Annotated in this window: 10 protein-coding genes; 8 read left to right on the top strand and 2 right to left on the bottom strand. The window is 50.9% G+C overall.

Annotated features, from left to right (window positions below; translation table 11 throughout):
• Positions 1 to 5 precede the first annotated feature (5 nt).
• On the top strand, positions 6 to 2,780 hold the full coding sequence (locus tag JQN73_RS06355) for a molybdopterin-dependent oxidoreductase (protein ID WP_370551323.1): 2,775 nt from the start codon (positions 6 to 8) through the stop codon (positions 2,778 to 2,780).
• Positions 2,781 to 2,937: 157 nt separating this feature from the next.
• Here the strand turns inward: JQN73_RS06355 and JQN73_RS06350 are convergent, their stop codons facing one another.
• Positions 2,938 to 4,242, bottom strand: a complete 1,305-nt coding sequence (locus JQN73_RS06350; protein ID WP_205323218.1) for a cytochrome-c peroxidase — start codon at positions 4,240 to 4,242, stop codon at positions 2,938 to 2,940.
• Between the two features lie 802 nt (positions 4,243 to 5,044).
• On the opposite strand from JQN73_RS06350, the gene JQN73_RS06345 reads away from it, so the two are divergent.
• The 6 genes from JQN73_RS06345 (at position 5,045) to acpA (ending at position 15,047) form a co-directional block, all read left to right on the top strand.
• Positions 5,045 to 7,531 (top strand): type VI secretion system Vgr family protein, encoded by a 2,487-nt coding sequence (locus JQN73_RS06345; protein ID WP_205322264.1) that lies wholly within the window; start codon positions 5,045 to 5,047, stop codon positions 7,529 to 7,531.
• Between the two features lie 20 nt (positions 7,532 to 7,551).
• Entirely contained in the window at positions 7,552 to 8,625 is a 1,074-nt protein-coding gene (locus JQN73_RS06340; protein ID WP_205322263.1) for a T6SS immunity protein Tli4 family protein, read from the top strand.
• 2 nt (positions 8,626 to 8,627) lie between these two features.
• Positions 8,628 to 10,268 (top strand): triacylglycerol lipase, encoded by a 1,641-nt coding sequence (locus JQN73_RS06335; protein ID WP_205322262.1) that lies wholly within the window; start codon positions 8,628 to 8,630, stop codon positions 10,266 to 10,268.
• Entirely contained in the window at positions 10,265 to 11,338 is a 1,074-nt protein-coding gene (locus JQN73_RS06330) for a T6SS immunity protein Tli4 family protein (RefSeq protein WP_205322261.1), read from the top strand. Before JQN73_RS06335 ends, JQN73_RS06330 begins: the two co-directional genes overlap by 4 nt.
• A gap of 199 nt (positions 11,339 to 11,537) precedes the next feature.
• Positions 11,538 to 12,629, top strand: coding sequence for a hypothetical protein (locus JQN73_RS06325; protein ID WP_205322260.1), 1,092 nt, complete (start codon positions 11,538 to 11,540; stop codon positions 12,627 to 12,629).
• 180 nt (positions 12,630 to 12,809) lie between these two features.
• On the top strand, positions 12,810 to 15,047 hold the full coding sequence (gene acpA, locus JQN73_RS06320; protein WP_205322259.1) for an acid phosphatase: 2,238 nt from the start codon (positions 12,810 to 12,812) through the stop codon (positions 15,045 to 15,047).
• A 163-nt stretch (positions 15,048 to 15,210) separates the two neighbouring features.
• On the opposite strand, the gene JQN73_RS06315 is transcribed toward acpA, so the two are convergent.
• The gene (locus tag JQN73_RS06315) at positions 15,211 to 15,942 is read right to left on the bottom strand and encodes a GntR family transcriptional regulator (RefSeq protein WP_205322258.1); all 732 of its coding nucleotides are present in this window, start codon (positions 15,940 to 15,942) and stop codon (positions 15,211 to 15,213) included.
• A 247-nt stretch (positions 15,943 to 16,189) separates the two neighbouring features.
• Between JQN73_RS06315 and JQN73_RS06310 the strand changes: the two genes are divergently transcribed.
• Complete coding sequence (locus tag JQN73_RS06310; protein ID WP_205322257.1) at positions 16,190 to 17,407, top strand: alanine--glyoxylate aminotransferase family protein; 1,218 nt, start codon at positions 16,190 to 16,192, stop codon at positions 17,405 to 17,407.
• The last annotated feature ends 35 nt before the right edge of the window (positions 17,408 to 17,442 follow it).

The raw sequence follows: 17,442 nt of genomic DNA, 5'->3' as shown, positions 1-17,442 counted from the left end.
CTACCGTGAATCTCTCCCAGCCTCCGCTGTCATCCGTTGAAGCACCTACTGGCGGGCTGATACCGAAAACGACCCTAACGACTTGCCCATATTGTGGCGTTGGTTGTGGCGTTGTTGCCACCGTGCTGCCCGCTGGAAAAATCGGCATCGCTGGCGATAAGACGCACCCAGCCAACAGTGGACGCTTGTGCGTAAAAGGGTCCGCGCTGGATGAGACGGTCGATCTTCATGGACGGCTTCTTTATCCCCAGATAAGGGATGTCACTACCAACATAATGCAGCGTTCAAGCTGGGATCAGGCGATCGATAAAGTCGCCGTGGGCTTCAACGACATTATCGCCAGTCACGGACCGGATGCCGTTGCGTTCTACGTCTCCGGTCAGCTATTGACCGAGGACTATTACATTGCCAACAAGCTGATGAAGGGGTATATCGGCAGTGCCAATATCGATACCAATTCGCGCTTGTGCATGTCCTCCGCAGTGGCTGGACACAAGCGCGCATTCGGCGAAGATCTGGTGCCCGTGTGTTATGAGGATCTGGAACTCGCAGACGTGGTGGTATTGGTTGGATCGAATACCGCCTGGTGTCATCCCATCCTGTTTCAGCGCATTACAAAAATCAAGGAAGCGCGCCCGGACGTGAAGTTGATCGTGATTGATCCGCGCCGCACCGCGACGTGCGAGTCAGCTGATTTACATTTACCGGTCAAGTCAGGGACCGATGTCTGGCTATTCAATGGACTGTTGCATTATCTGGCAAATAATGGCGCGATCGATAATGGTTTTGTCGCCGCCCACACGAACGGTATTAGCGACGCGCTTGCCGCTGCAGAAGCCAGCAGCGCGGATTTGTTGACGGTCGCGAAGATTTGTAAACTTGATCCAAAAGATCTACTGACGTTTTATCAGCTATTTTCAGGCTCAAAAAAAGTCATCACCGCATTTTCTCAAGGGGTTAATCAATCCTCTTCGGGCACCGATAAAGTTAACAGCATTATCAATTGCCACCTGATTAGTGGACGTATCGGCCAACCCGGCATGGGCCCGTTTTCGATCACCGGTCAACCCAATGCAATGGGCGGTCGTGAAGTCGGTGGCCTGGCTAACATGCTGGCCGCGCATATGGACCTGGATAACGTCACGCATCGACGCACGGTCCAGACCTTCTGGGATTCGCCACAGATTGCTGACAAGCCGGGATTAGAAGCAATTGATTTGTTTCAGGCAATTGAGCAAGGCAAGGTCAAGGCGGTCTGGATCATTGCGACCAATCCGATGGTCAGCCTGCCGGATGCCGATCAGGTACAACGAGCGCTCTCTAAATGCCAGTTGGTGGTGGTGTCGGACATTATCGAAAAAACCGATACCAATGCATTTGCTGACGTATTGTTGCCCGCATTGGGCTGGGGCGAAAAAGATGGGACCGTCACCAATTCAGAACGTTGCATCTCGCGTCAACGTGCATTTTTAACCGAACCCGGAGAAGCGCGCGCTGACTGGAAGGTTTTGTGCGGCGTAGGGCAGCGTATGGGTTTTGGCGGGTTTGAGTTTAATAGCGCACATGAAATTTTTGATGAGCACGCACGCTTAAGCACATGTTCCAATGGACCGGCCGCAGGTGATGTCACGCCACGGGTGTTTAATCTGGCTGGCCTGACCGGCATGGATAAAGCGCAATTCGATGCGTTACAACCGATTCAATGGCCCGTATTGCGGGATGCGGCGGGGGTGCTTACCAGCACCCAGCGGTTGTTTGAGGATAAGCGTTATTCCCACCCGGATGGCAAAGCGCGCTTTATCGCCACACCACCACGTGCGCCGCTCCACGCCATCGATGAAGACTATCCGCTGGCGCTGAACACCGGTCGCGTGCGCGATCAATGGCACACGATGACGCGTACCGGAAAATCCGCAAAATTGGCTGATCACGTGCAGGAATCGTTTATCGACATGCATCCGCAAGATGCCTTATTGTACGGCGTGCGCGAAGGCAGTCTGGCGCGCGTTTCATCGAAGTGGGGCGCGATGGTGGCGCGAGTACAGCATGGCGGCGGAATTGCACGTGGCAGCCTGTTCGTACCGATTCACTGGAGCAATCAATCAGCATCCGACGCGCGCATTGGCGCTGTCGTCAATCCTGTTGTGGACCCGGTTTCCGGCGAGCCTGAGTTTAAACATACGCCGGTGAGAGTCGACGATTTTCCGGTGGCGTGGCATGGCTTTATTCTCAGTCGCCAAGAGGTTGGATTGGATAGCGTAACCCATTGGACGCGGATTCAGGGGCGCACCTTTGCGCGCTACGAACTGGCGGGTCGCAATATTATTAACGATCACGGAAAATGGACGCGGGAATTACTAAAAATAGCCGATCCAGAAGCAGATTGGATTGAATATGCGGATACCACTGCAGGCGTGTATCGCGCCGCGCATCTGGTCGATGACCGGATTGATACTTGCGTGTTCATTTCTCCGAGGCCAGACCTTCCGTCCCGCGCGTGGCTGGCAAGTTTGTTCGCCAAGGAACATCTCGAAGATGCGGACCGTGTCGGCCTTCTGATCGGGCAACCGATTGAAAAAGGCGCCGACGCCGGACCGACGGTTTGTTCCTGTTTCGGGGTCGGGCGCAACACCATCTGCAATGCTATCCGCGAACAAGGATTGTCCACCGTCACGCAAGTTACTACCTGCCTCAAGGCGGGAGGGAACTGCGGATCGTGCGTCCCTGAAATTAAAAAACTGCTGGCAACTACCTTGGTAGAAGAGGCGGTAGCGCAATAGTCTGACGCTCAAACGGGCATTGGAAAATCGTGCCTCATTGCTAGGGAAGATGCCGGAAGAAAACCGTCCAAGTCAATCCACATGCGGCTCTTCTTCAAATGTTGACTGCGCTGCTTATGAATGATGGTGGCGGCTACTTTGATGCTGTCGCACCAATCTATTTCTTTTCCGGTGCAGTGATAAAGCCATCATTTAGTGTTTTTAAAAATGCGATCACATCTTTGATTTCGCGCGCCGTCAGTGCCGCAGCTTGCCCAACCTTTCGACCGAATGGCGGTTCCACGTTCACGTTATCGTGAAAGTTCACCGGCAAGTCATTGTACTTTTGCACGTTGCCATCTTTTCCTCTCGGATACCATTTCTGCGGTTGCGTATCGCGCTCCACGTAGAATTTCAACACCTGTTCCAGACTGGTAAAAGCGCCGTTATGGAAAAAGACTTTGCGCAGCGCGACATTGCGTAAAGAGGGCGTTCTGAACAAGCCACAGTATTCGGTTCTATCCCGCAAATCGGTACGATCGGGGCCGCATAAACCCATGTCGAAAAATGCTGGATCGGCATTAGCGGGAATATGACTATTCCGCGGAACCCCAATAGCAATCAAACCGTAGTCGGTAAATTGCGGAAAGCCACCATCCGGTTTGATCGCGCTGATATGGCAGGACGCGCAGTTGCCTTTAGCCGGATCATTGAATAAGGCAAGGCCCCGCAACTCCTGCTTGCTAAGCGTCGTTTGACCGCGTAAAACCGCATCGTATTTGCTAGTGTAGGGATAAAAATCAGCGGAACTTTCCTGGAAAATTTCCAACGCCATCGTCGCCTGCAAAAATACACTCTGCACACCCTGCGGATGTTCAAAAATATCCTGGCCTAACGTTTCGCGAAACAGCGCCGCATACGCGGATTTTTTTAGTTTCTCGACCACCGCGACCGGGCTGAGATTACCCATTTCGTGCGTCGATAGCAGAGGAATCGCCGCCTGATCATGCGCGGAAGATGCGCGCCCATCCCAATTACGGCCGCCAGTCGGCCCGGCATCGATACTATCGTCGCCATCATTGTCATGAAAGTGCTCGGTAAAAGCCGGAACGTTCTGCAGATAGCGCAGCGAGGGTACCGCACGCGTGCCCGACGTCGCCATCCGGTTGCCTCCTAACTGCACCGCCAAATTGTTGGGAGGCCCGAATGCATGGTCGGGGCTATGACAAGAGGCGCAAGACTGTCTCCCCGAGGCAGATAGCGAGCGGTCAAAAAACATGATCCGTCCCAGTGCTGTCATGGCTGCGACGCTAGGCTGGATTTTATTGCCTGGTGCATAAGCGGCGCCGACATAGGCTGGCGAGGGTGCCGACTGCAACGTCGTATCGGTTCCGAGAGTAGCCGCCAATGCAAAATGTGATCCTGCGACCGTCAACAGAAGAACCGCGGCGCGGGATAGTAAAGCGATTGCGGCAGATAGCATCGGAGAACTCACGGAATTTCGCAGTGACGAGGAGTGATTTGCGTAAGTTTGAACATCTATTGTGAGGCCGTCAACATTGGTGGAGCTGGGCGGTTCTCTGCCAATAGGTTTGCAACCGAAACTCTAATTGGAGAATGGGTATCAAATGCTTCATAGTTGAATTCGTCTATTTCAATCAAATCCCTACTATTTTTCTTTTATCTTAACTTAATGGATGGTCGCTCATTATCAATGATTATTTAATAATAATTAGTCGCAGAAAAATGGCGGCTTAACTTAAGTATTATCCTAGTTTTTTATATATGTGTGCGCGGATCGTTAATCACTTATGGGTGTGATATTTTTTATTTATAATCTGCAAATAAATTAATCGATTATCACTGTGCCTATTCTGATTTCTCCTCCTTTTCATTTTTCTTTATCGCGCATTTCGTCGGTTATATCCTGGTTCTCGGATAGAAAACGGGTCAATTGAGCGCCGATTCGGACTATCCAATGCTTTGAAACGATGGTGTAAATATCAAGTATATCTCCATAAATCATTCTCCGTCTATTTTCAATTATCTTTCGAAATAGCTGATATTTTTTTGAAGACCAACTAATACAGGATTTGTACTTAAGAATTTACCCAATATACCAGCCAATTTTATTCTGTTAGATTGCAGATAATTCAAAGTAACTTCGTATTATTGAAGAGTCCCATGTACGCCTGCCAGTAAATATTAATATAAAAAAAGATATTATTTAAAGACGGGATTATGTGAATTATTAATATTAAAGTCGCACATCGGAGATACGTTTCATGGGCATGAACGCACTGGCAACATCACGGGGGCTACCCAGCTTGCAACCCTACACGCTGACGATTCCGCGAGCCGCCGCCGTCACTCCGGGCTTCAGCATCGTCCAGTTCGAAGGCAGCGAAGAAATGGGGCAGCCGAACTGTTTCGTGCTGCGCGTCACCCATCCGCTGCCTGATTTACCCCGATCCAGTTTTGTCGGTATGCCAGCAACCTTTACGATTGCGCCGCCGACCTTACCCGGATTGCCCATCCTGGGCATCGGCCGCAAAATGCAAGGCATCATCAGCGGCTTCAATACGCTCAGCAGCAATCGCGATGTCAGTACCTATGAAATCGTGCTGGAATCGTCACTTGCCAGGCTACGCAATGTCACCCGCTGCCGCCTGTTCCTGAACCAGACATTTCCTCAAGTCATCGAAAGTATCTTGCGCGAATACGGCTTCGATAAAGACACCGCACGCTTTAGCTTTACGCTCTATCGTAGTTATGAACAACGTCCGATTGTGATCCAATGGCAGGAAAACGATCTGGCGTTTATCCAGCGTTTATGCCGCCGCAGCGGCATCTGGTTTCGTATGGATGCCGGGGATTTTGGGGAAGTCGTGCATTTCGGCGATGATTTAACCCACTACCGCCGCACGCCCGCATTATCTGCGCCGATGTCGGAACAGGCCGGGCTGGAAAGCGTCGGTGCCGAAGCCGTCCACGCCTTCGAAACCCATGCCAAAAGCATCCCCCAATCGTTTATCGTCCGGGACGTCAATCGGCTGGTGGCGCCGCATGCAATTGAAACCGAAGTCAATTTGATGCACAACGACAAGACCACCTTCGGACACTCCACTGCCTACGGCACCTTGCATCTGGACCCGGTGCAGGCCGAATGGGAAGGCCAGTTGCGGCATGAAGCAGCGCTCTGTGAACAGGTGCTGTACCAAGGCAAAAGCAACGTGCTCCATCTCGCGCCGGGTGCCGTGTTCCGGTTCACGAACAAGGTGTTACCGGACGCCGAATACGGTCAACTGATCACCAAAATCACCCATCATGGCGCCCGCGATAGCGCTTACCACAACAGCTATACCGCAATTCCGTCGGACCGGATTTATCGCCTGCCATTGAACGAAGCAGACTGGCCAAAAATCAGCGGCACGGTCAGCGCCCGCATCGCCTCACCCAATAAATACCCTTACGCCTATATCGATCTCAACGGCGATTATGTGGTGCAGTTCGATTTCGACCGCGATCCTAAAACGGCCAATGCGCCAAGCAGCTGCCGCATGCGGCTGGCGAAACCGTTTGCAGGGAGCCTGCAAACCGGCTTTCACTTCCCGTTAATCGACGGCACCGCTGTAGCGGTCGCGTTCCACGATGGCGATCCCGACCGCCCTTATATTGCGGCGGCGCTGCACGATAGCCAAAACAGCGATCTGATCACCGCCAAAGACCGCCGCAACAGTCGCAATGTGATCCGGACCCAGCGTAACAACAAGCTGCGGATGGAAGACTGGAAAGGACAAGAACACATCAAGCTGGCTACCGAGTTCGGCAAGAGCCAGCTCAATCTTGGACATCTGGTCGATCATAAAAATACCCAGCGCGGTGCCGGTGCCGAGTTGCGCACCGATGACCATCTGAGCCTGCGCGGCGGGAAAGGCATTCTATTGTCAGCGGATGTGCAGCCGCTGGCGAATGGGGAGCAGCTTGATATGCAGGCTGCGCAAGCATTGCTGCAACAGGCTCTGCAACAAATGGAAGCGCTTGGTGCTGCGGCCAAAGCAGCAGAGGCCATTTCCGTCGATTACACGAAGCAGCAGGCGCTCTTCAACGACACATTATCAAGCTTAAAGAAAGCTGGAATTTTGATCAGTTCCCCGGCTGGTATCGGGCTGGTGTCAGGTGAGCATCTACAGATTAGCGCAGCAGAAAACATCATCGCTACGGCTGGTGGCAACGCCGATATCGGTGTCATGAAAAAATTGACTGTTGCCGCCGGTGAAGCGATATCGCTGTTTGCGCAGAAGCTCGGAATGAAGCTGTATGCGGCTAAAGGTAAGGTGGAAATACAAGCACAACGCGACAAGATGAGTCTGCTATCGGACCAAGATATGAAGATTAGCAGCGTCAATGGCCGCATCACTATTTCTGCAAAGGAGGAGCTATTACTTACCTGCGGTGGTTCGTACTTAAAGATATCGGCTACCGGCATCGAGCAAGGTACGCGAGGTGATCTTGAAATAAAATCTGCTGCGTTTCGACGACAGGGGCCAAGTTCATTGGCTGAATCGATGAATTCTTGGAAGCACATCCCGTTTGACGAACAGTTCAGCATGACATGGCGACATGACGATAGTCCAATAAAAAATCGCGGATTTTCTGTGATCCACGAAGATGGGAGCGTGACCAAAGGCATGACTGATAGCGAAGGCAGAACAGGACTACAAAAAATGCTATTCACCGATAAGGTGCGCTTGCGCATTGACCCCGAGTAATCACGCAGGCCTGGAAAAATATGATGCAAAACATTTTCTGCGCGATCGCAGGACTAATACTGACCCTGGCGCTAGCCGCATGTTCACACCAGCCCGCACCACTAACCGAGCAGGAGAAAAACACCGTGAACGACTTAACCAGTAATTTAAAAACGCAATGTGTTGGACGCTACTTAATCGATATGCCAGCCGACGTGTCCATTACGGGTGGCGCAAAGATAATGGGGGTTGAGTTTGATGCAAAGGCAATGTCAGTGGAAGAATATCGACGTGATGTGGTAAATCGTGAAGCGGAATTACTTGCTACCAAACATCAAGACGGCTATAAGTTTTTGTTAGCGCATGGTTCGGCACGCGGCTTGAATACGCACTATTTTATTCATCTTGAGAACACCTATGATGAGAATATTAGTCGCGTAATTGAAGCCTACAAATGGGATGGCGGGTATCGCATTAAATTGCAAACAGGTGCGAACGATGTCACTACTTCAGCTTACAAAGACGACGCAACCATGCAATCGATAGGCAATAACGTTCCGCAAAAAACCTGGTTGATATTTGACTTGCTGGATAAAGTCCGTGGTCGTGATGATGATGACATTCCGACTGAACCGGGGGTGTGTTTCAAGGGGGGATTTTGGCAAGGGAAGGCTGGAGATAATGAGGAGGCAGGTGCACAATTTGTGCTACGTAATCACCCGGATGTGGATTTTGGTTTTGAGACCAATACAAATACGCACGAATCCGACACCCTCTTGCAGCGGGGCAGTCAGATTAATCAAGTCCTCAAAAATACACCGGACGGAAAAACGGTGCGCAAAGGTCGAATAAAGCTGCAAAGCATGCAAGCGGAAGAGTGGCTAATCGCCGGCGTGACACCACTAAAAACAATTGGCAATATATTTATGCTTGAAGCTAATTCCAAGCTAAGCAATAACGACGAGCCCTATATCTGGTTATCAATGAACACGGCTTCTTCTAATCATCTAATGAAAGCTGCGTCACTCCAAGAAGCATCGTTGTCTGAAGGCGAAGCCTTAGCCTTATGGGATGTAGTCTCGCGCACGCTAATTCCTCGACCGAATGGGTTTTAATCATGGCTACTATCAGACGTATTATTCCTGCGGTGATAGCTGACGATGGATCGGTTCATTACACATCCGTAGGCTCCCCACCGGACGATAGTATCGCCATTTGTCACATGGTGCCCGATCGTATAATTCCTGTGATTTTTGTGCCGGGAGTCATGGGGACGAACCTGCAAGTTGATGATGAACGTGATCCCAATCATGGTAAAGCTATCTGGTTAGTTAATGGATCGCTAGGAGTCGCGTCGGACTGGGCTGGAAAAGGCGCAGCGACGCGCAAGCAAAAACTCGATCCCACGAAGACAACCGTATATGCCGGCGGCAATATTCTCGTCGGCCAAACCTACACGCTCGACCGCAAGCTACATACCGAAGCGGAATTACGTCGCCGTGGTTGGGGAGAAGTCGCCTATTTGAGTTATGGTGAATCATTGGTATGGCTGGAGAATGCTTTAAATGATGGACATGCCGACACCGAGTATGGACGTAAAGGCTTGCGTGCCAGTCTGATGCAGGAGCTGGTTGCCAAGGCTCAGGGAGTGGAACCGTTGACCAGAGAGGAATGGTCGCTTGGGTGCAAATACCAGTTTCCGGTTCACGCAGTGGGTTATAACTGGCTGCAATCAAATGCCGATTCTGCCGAAACCCTGGCGAAAAAAATTGATGAATTCATCGCATATTATCGAGAGACGTTTCGCTATCGCTGTGAGCAGGTGATTATCGTTACGCATTCTATGGGCGGCCTGGTTGCCCGCCATTACTCGGAAGTGTTAAACGGTGGTCAGCGCGATAAAATTTTGGGCATTGTTCACGGTGTCATGCCAAGCACCGGTGCGGCGATTGTGTACAAGCGAATAAAAGCTGGTACCGCCGGTATGGCCGGGATCGCACTTGGTCCGGACGCCGCAACAATGACAGCCGTTTTTGCGCAGTCACCCGGGCCGTTGCAATTGTTGCCTAGCGTGGAATATGGAATGAATTGGCTCAGAATTAAAGACGGCAACAGCGTGGTGAGTTTGCCCGAGACCGATCCCTATAAGGAAATTTACGCACAACGCGGTCAATGGTGGGGGCTGTGTGACGATAAATTAATCAATCCACTAGACAAGGGAAAGCAGACCGTTGAATGGGATTGGAAAAATTATACTGACATCATTTTCAAAAAAGTGAAAGTATTTCACAAAAAAATTGCCAATAAATATCACCCGCACACCTATGCCTTTTACGGCGACGACGCGAGCCATAAAACCTGGGGCGATGTCGTCTGGGAACGGAGACTTCCCATCATGGCGCGTAGCCTTGGTTTGGGAGGAAAAATTGACGACATGTCGACCGGAAAAGTCGTGACAGACAATGGCACTGGCGAACAAACGTTGCTACAACGCAGCAACGGTGTCGAGATATCGCCGACTTATATCATGAGAGAAGCCCGTGATAACGGCGATGGTACCGTCCCGATACGTTCCGGCGGCGCCCCGGGACACCGCGTAAAGGCATGCGTATCTTATGCAAATGTAGAGCATGAAAGTGCATTCAGATCGTCATCTGGAGACGGCGCCAAGCCGACGCCCCAGCAAATGTTTACCCTTTGGGCGATCACCAGAATAGCCCAGAACGTCAAGGGTACGACGCTCGAGTACAAGGAATGAGATTAACCAGCGCCAGCTTCATCGGCGGCCTGGTATTGACCCTGGCGCTAGCCGCATGTTCACACCAGCCCGCACCACTAACCGAGCAGGAGAAAAACACCTTGAACAAACTAACCAGTAATTTAAAAACGCAATGTGTTGGACGCTACTTAATCGATATGCCCGCCGACGTGTCCATTACGGGTGGCGCAAAGATAATGGGGGTTGAGTTTGATGCAAAGGCAATGTCAGTGGAAGAATATCGGCGTGATGTGGCAAATCGTGAAGCGGAATTATTGACTACGAAACATCAAGACGGCTATAAGTTTTTGTTAGCGCATGGTTCGGCACGCAGCGTGAATACGCACTATTTTATTCATCTTGAAAATACCTATGATGAAAATATTAGTCGCGTAATTGAAGCCTACAAATGGGATGGCGGGTATCGCATTAAATTGCAAACAGGTGCGAACGATGTAACTACTTCAGCTTACAAAGACGACGCAACCATGCAATCGATAGGCAATAACGTTCCGCAAAAAACCTGGTTGATATTTGACTTGCTGGATAAAGTCCGTGGTCGTGAAAATGATGACATTCCGACTGAACCGGGTGTGTGTTTCAAGGGGGGATTCTGGTCGGCGAAAGCGCAGGACGAGGAGGAAACCAATACCGCTTTTTCGCTCCCCGCCTATCCCGACGTCTTTTTTAATATCGATACTGATACCAATGGGCATGACGCCATTACGCTTTTACAACGCGGAGGTCAAATCGATGAATACATAATGTCGAGTCCTGGTGGCAGAACTGTACGCAAGGGGACGGTAGAATTGCAGGACATGCAAGCTGAGGAATGGCTGTTGTCTGGCACTACCGCTGCCAAGGTAATTGGTAATTACTTTTCACTAGAAGCCAACTCACGTTCCGATCATGTGAAAGAACCCTTCGTTAATTTGACGATGGATACCGGTGCACTCTATAAATCGATGCAGGGCCAATCGCTCGTAAAAGCGTCATTGACCGAAGGCGAAGCCCTTGCGTTATGGGATGTGGTATCACGCACCGTGCGGCCACGACTCAACGGTTTCTGAACGGGTAATAATAATGCCTGTCAATTTTTTGCTGTTACCACCATTGGAAGAAGTACCAAACAATCCACCGTCGCGTTTGATCTGGTCGATCGTATTTTTTGTTCTGACGTTGTCGGGCATTTTCGCAGTCTTGATGTTATGGCCAAAAGGTGAATCTACGCAAACACCGTGGTTCTGGTCTTGCGTGACGGTTTGTCCGATGGGAATTGCCGCTTTTGTAGTATTGCGTCGCTACAGCGTTTATGAGGGCCGACGTCTTGATGCGATTGCGTGGAACGAGGCGCGTGAGCAACATATTGCAAAAGTATTCGATGACGCAGCGCAACCGTTAAGTGTGCTGGGTTCAGCATATATTTTTTCAGCAGATGAAAAAGAGAACGCACTTACCGGTCTGTTGTCTGGAGCCTTAAGCCTCGCTACTCAACGGCTCCCAAAAATTGACACCGCGCCTATGAAAGTGAGATGGTTGGCTCCGTTGCAAGAAGAACTAAAAACCAAGCCGACAAACGATAAAGAGCGGCAAGCGCAACTTACCGGATGGCTATTTGATCAATTACTGAGCGATATGTCTAATACGTTGCGTACTCTGCCTTCCACTTTGCGACTGACGGTGCATCTTGATTTATCCGGTTCTGCCCTACCTGCTACCACTTTAGAGCTATGGCAGTCCCGTTGGGCCGCATACAACTTACCTGTCAAGGTAACGGTCAAGATAGGCAAGATAAAAGATCTGATGGCATTAGACCAATGGCTAGATAGCACTAACACGCCTGCGAGTCACGAGGCAAAGTTAATGGTGTTTGTTCAACTGAATCGGTTGTTGAATAACGCGCCACCAGAAAAAAGTGCAGAAGCAGGTGTCGCATTACTCATCGCACCGGTGGCAATGGCGAAACAATATAAGTTAGCCCCGATTGCCAATATTCATCGACCAATGCACGGCAAGTTTGATGCAATTAATCATGTACTCGAATATGGGTTGAAGTGGGGAAAAGTTGCTGCAACCGATGTAGTGCGTACATGGAAAACTGGTTTTGATATTGAAAAATCTGGTTTCCTGACATCCTGCTTGGTGAAAGAAAAAATATTTGCACCGATTTACGATCTCGATAACAGTATTGGCGATACAAAAGACGTCGCACCGTGGCTTGCGCTTGCTTGTGCTATAAAAGTAGCGCAAACGAAATCGGAGGTGCAATTGGTTGCCCATGGCGATAGAGATCATCTTCAGCTGATGGTTGTTGCAAATATCTCGTCGGATTTAGAAGTAACTAACGGGAAAGTGGGTTGAGTGGCTGTCCTTGGAGGCAGACGTAGAAGCGGCGAACCGGGTGGGTGCTCCGAGCTAAGGGTGACCGTTCCTCGCCTTTTTCTTATACTATTACTATGTGAGCCATTCCGTGATACTCATTTCCGAGCATCGACCTACCGGAAAGATAGAGTAGCCTTTTTCTGTGATCCAAGAGAACCCATGAACCAATCAATTCACGCGCTGAAATTATCGCCTCTGCTGGTTATTTTCTCCATTGCCTTGAGCGCATGTAGCAGCATTGGAAATGGCCTCGATAACGGAAACCCGACTGGCGATGTTGGGAAAACGAGCGATAGCGTTACAACCACTAACGGCCAGGTAATCGGCGGCTATTATCAAAACGCGCGTGTTTGCTTTGAAGATACGATAAAAAAAGCCACCTGTGATGTGCGATCGGCGGTCGTGACTACCAGTGCCGATGGCGCGTTCACGTTGCCAGGATCGGCGGTGCGGCCGGTTATTGCGATCATTGACACTAACGCCGTTGAACATCCTTTTGCTGGCGATGCTGGCGATGCTGGTATCGCGGTGCCGCAAAAATTAATTTTCCGTGCGCCAGCCGGACAGGCGCGGTTTATCAGCGCGATGTCGACTGAACTCGCGGCCGCGGTTGATACTAACGGTGGCAATTTTGCTGCGGCCAGCCAACAATTGGCCGCTAAAATTGGCGTAGATGTTGCACAACTGACTGTCGATTTCAGCCAATTGTCGGGTGCAAATGGGGCAAAAATGAAAGCGGAAAATGCCGTCGTCCGCAACGTGATAGCCAGCGCCATTTCAACAAATTCGGTGTTGGCGTCTCAAACGAACAGAGTCGATCGATTGGCGGACATTGGCAATGTGCTCAACAGCGCTTTGGCGATACGCAATATCCAGACCGTGGTCGTGATCTACGCTGAAAATCGTGGCTTCGATACGCTATACGGCCTGTTTCCAGGCGCTAACGGCATTCCTGGCGTCAATCCGAGTTCGCGCTCTATTCGTGCAGATGCCTACCCGCAGAAAGATTTTGATGGCAATACGCTTCCCGTGTTGCCGCCAACCTGGGGCGGCCTGACTGCGGCGGGTCAGAACAAGGTCATTACGCAGGCGCAGTCAGCTAACCTGCCGAATAAGCCGTTCCAGATTGACGATGTGAGCAGCCCCATATTCGCGGAATCTTCGGTGGTGACGCGTGATCTGGTGCATCGATTTTATAATAATCAGATGCAAATTAATGGTGGCAAGAACGATCAATTTGCCGCTTACTCAGATGCTGGCGGGTTGAGTATGGGGTATTACGACGGTCGCAAAATGAAACTGTGGGATATCGCCAGAAAATATACGTTGGCGGATAACTTTTTCATGGGTGCGTTCGGTGGATCATTTTTGAATCATCAATACCTGATCTGTGCTTGCGCTCCGACTTATCCGCATGCTGATGATGTCACTTCACCAGCGCGCAACAGCATTTCGGCTGTCGATGTTGATGGCAATGGTAAGCTGGTCAAGCTGATTGCCGGTACCGGCAATCCGACCTCTGTGTTGAACGGCGCACCGGTTTACCGCAAAGACAGCACGCTGACGCCAAAGGATGGATCCGGCATGTTTTATGCGGTTAACACGATGCAACCGTTGTATCAACCAAGTGGGAATGCCGCCGGCACTGACTCTGTACTGGCTTATGCCGACGCAAGCAAGGCCACCACTTTGCCCGCGCAAACACAACTTACGATTGGTGATAGTTTATCTGCCAAAGGTGTCAACTGGACGTGGTATTCCGGCGCATGGAATGCCGCACTGGCTGATGCTTCAAACGCACCGCGCAGTGTTATCTACGCAGGTAAGATTCAGTTTCAGCCGCACCACCAGCCATTCAATTATTATCGTCGCTTCGATCCGGCAACGGTTCCCGGGGCTGCCGAACGTGCCAGTCATTTCAAGGATTTCGATGCATCTTTTTTACAGGATGCCGCGGCGGGAAATTTGCCGCCGGTCACGTTTTATAAGCCGCAAGGCAATCTGAATCAACATGCGGGTTACGCTAACATTGCTGATGGGGATGCGCATATTGCGAATGTAATTGCCCAATTACAGGCCGGGCCTCAATGGAAAAATATGCTGATCGTGGTTACCTACGATGAAAACGGTGGGTTCTGGGATCATGTTGCTCCACCCAAGGGCGATCGATGGGGACCGGGCACGCGCCTTCCGGCCATACTCGTGTCGCCCTATGTGCGCAGAGGTTTTATCGATCATACGCAATATGACACCGCATCCATTTTACGGTTCATCACCCGCCGCTACCAATTAACTGCACTGGACGGCGTGACTGAGCGAGATGCGGCTTTAGTCGCGAATGGCGGGATTCCGATGGGCGATCTGAGCGCTGCATTAGCGGTGTTCTCGCAGGACTAGGCAACGATCACGGCAAAGAGAGGCAGCGATGGGCAGCGACGGGAGCAATAGGTAGCGATGGTTAGCAATGATTAGCGATGGTTAGCGACGGTTAGCGACAGCCAGTGATCGTCAGGGGCGCAGCAGATATCGGTCGTCTGCGCATTGCCCATCGAAAAGCTTATTACACGAGGCGCTCGCCATTCGGTTGCGATGGAGTAATAACTGGATTGCTTAGTACAGCGTCGCGTTTACTGAGGAGATGGCTGCGTAAGACCGATGACAGGCGTTTTCCGTCACGTGCTTCGAGCGCCTCAATCATTTCTCCATGCTCGTGGGCCGCGTTATCCCATTTTTGCGCTTGAAAATTAGACTTGAAACGCAATGCTTTCAGTCGCCGGTTCAGGCCAAGATAGGTTTGTCTAAGCACGGAATTTTTTGCAGCATCGTTGATGCGGTCGTGGATCTCTTGATTCCGAACGTAATAACCCGGCAAGTCGTTTTGTGCTTTGCATGCCAGCATGGCGTAATGCAGCGCCTTGATTTCTGCGAGCTCTATCGCGGTGATCCGCTCACATGCCAACTCTCCCGAGAAGGCCTCGATACCGCTCATCAACTCGAATGTTTCCCAGATTTCGCTTTCCGTCATTTTTGATACCGACGCACCGCGATTAGGAAATATCTCAATCAAGCCTTCTGCAGCTAGCACTTTCATCGCTTCACGCAGGGGCGTGCGAGATATGCCCAAGGTTTCGCAGAGCTCTCGTTCGTTGAGCTTCATACCGGGAACCAGGATCGCCTCAACGATCAGATTACGTAAATGCTCAACCACCGTATCGTGCAAGCGTTGACGTTCCAGTTTCGGTAGCGTCGGGCGGTTTGGTGAGGCAATTTCGTCGTCGATTGTATTTTTCATTCAAAAATCCTGTTTTCTATGCCGTAATTCTAGCATCAAGTGAAGGCAAGGCAAAAAAACGTCTCGCTGCTACGGAGGACGAAAGTGGCGTACTACTTAATATTGCCTGCTATAAGTGGCTAAATGTTGCTTTTTATGCCAATAATTTCATAAATTTCTTTCAAGCAGAATAAAAATCTTCTTTACGATTTGTATTTCGACTGCTAAAGTATTTTGTATTCAAAATTCAAAATACTTTGAGGTAGACATGTTAACACTTGATTTCCATCCAGCCGGTCGTCATTTTTTGCAAATCCCTGGCCCGAGTCCGGTTCCGGATCGCATTTTGCGGGCCATGAGCTATCCAACCATCGATCATCGCGGTCCTGAATTTGGCGCATTGGGATTGCAGGTATTGGCGGGCATCAAGAAGATTTTTAAAACCGAGCAACCCGTCATCATTTACCCGGCGTCCGGGACCGGCGCATGGGAAGCCGCATTGACGAATACGCTCAGCGCCGGTGACACGGTATTAATGTATGAAACGGGCCATTTTGCGACGCTCTGGAAGAAAATGGCCGAAGCGCTCGGGCTGAAGCCCGAGTTTCTCGGACTGCCGGGGGTAGAGGGCTGGCGACTCGGGGTCCAGGCAGATGTGATCGAAGAGCGTCTGCGCAGGGACACGCAACACATTATCAAAGCAGTGTGCGTAGTCCACAACGAAACATCTACCGGCGTGACTTCCAATATTGCCGCGGTACGCAAAGCAATTGATGCTGCGGGTCATCCAGCATTGCTTCTGGTCGATACTATTTCGGGTTTGGCTTCGGCCGATTATCGCCACGATGAATGGGGCGTTGACGTGACCATTTCGGGTTCACAAAAAGGCTTGATGCTGCCGCCTGGTATCAGCTTTAACGCGGTCTCGAAAAAAGCCATTGCGGCGGGAAAGCAAGCCACGCTGCCACGGGCGTTTTGGGACTGGACCGACATCATCGAGATGAACGCAACCGGCTATTGGCCTTACACCCCAAACACCAATCTTTTATATGCTTTGTCCGAGGCACTGGACATGATTTTAGGTGAGGGTCTGGAGAATGTCTTCGCCCGCCATCAACGCCTGGCGGCGGCTTGTCGCGCCGCGGTGCACGCGTGGGGACTTGAGGTGCAATGTGCCGATCCGGCCGTCTATTCCCCCGTATTGACAGGCGTGATGACGCCGCCGGGATTCGATGCGGATGCGATTCGCAAGACGATCTATGAAAACTTTGACATGTCACTTGGCACCGGTCTTGGCAAGATGAAAGGGCGCATGTTCCGTATCGGCCATCTAGGCGAAGCGAATGACCTGACGTTGATGGCGACGCTTTCCGGTTGCGAAATGGGGCTGAAACTTGCAGGTATACCTTTGGCTGGCAGTGGCGTGCTGGCGGCGATGGACTATCTCTCCACGCATAAAAATGTATCCATGTTGAAAGCGGGATAGACATCCGTGGCGCTACCCGTTTGACCTAAAGTTGC

Origin of the sequence: Glaciimonas sp. PAMC28666, from assembly GCF_016917355.1 — a bacterium.
In the GTDB taxonomy this organism is placed as follows: domain Bacteria; phylum Pseudomonadota; class Gammaproteobacteria; order Burkholderiales; family Burkholderiaceae_D; genus Glaciimonas.
This window is presented reverse-complemented; position numbering and strand designations above follow the sequence as displayed.